1 pseudogene is annotated in these 310 nt (G+C 74.8%); it reads right to left on the bottom strand.

What is annotated here, in order from left to right:
• Positions 1-184 precede the first annotated feature (184 nt).
• Positions 185-310 (bottom strand): annotated as a pseudogene (locus JHD82_RS29545) (TRAP transporter substrate-binding protein); the annotation flags it as partial.

Here is a 310-nt window from a genome sequence, read left to right as displayed (position 1 = left end):
CCCCCCCCCCCCCCCCCCCCCCCCCCCCCCCCCCCCCCCCCCCCCCCCCCCCCCCCCCCCCCCCCCCCCCCCCCCCCCCCCCCCCCCCCCCCCCCCCCCCCCCCCCCTTTTTAATGATCCGGCGACCCCCGAGATCTACACTGTTCGCATTTCGTCGGCAGCGTCAGATGTGTATAAGAGACAGGCCCTGGTTGGACTCATCGACCAGGCCATAGCCGAAGCGCACGATGCGCGGCTTGAAGTCCTGGGCCATGGCCTGGCCCGTGGCGGCCAGCGTGGTGACGGCGGCCATCAGGCCGGCGAGTGCAAA

This window comes from Delftia sp. ASV31 (assembly GCF_016428765.1).
Lineage (GTDB): Bacteria > Pseudomonadota > Gammaproteobacteria > Burkholderiales > Burkholderiaceae_C > Comamonas > Comamonas acidovorans.
This window is presented reverse-complemented; position numbering and strand designations above follow the sequence as displayed.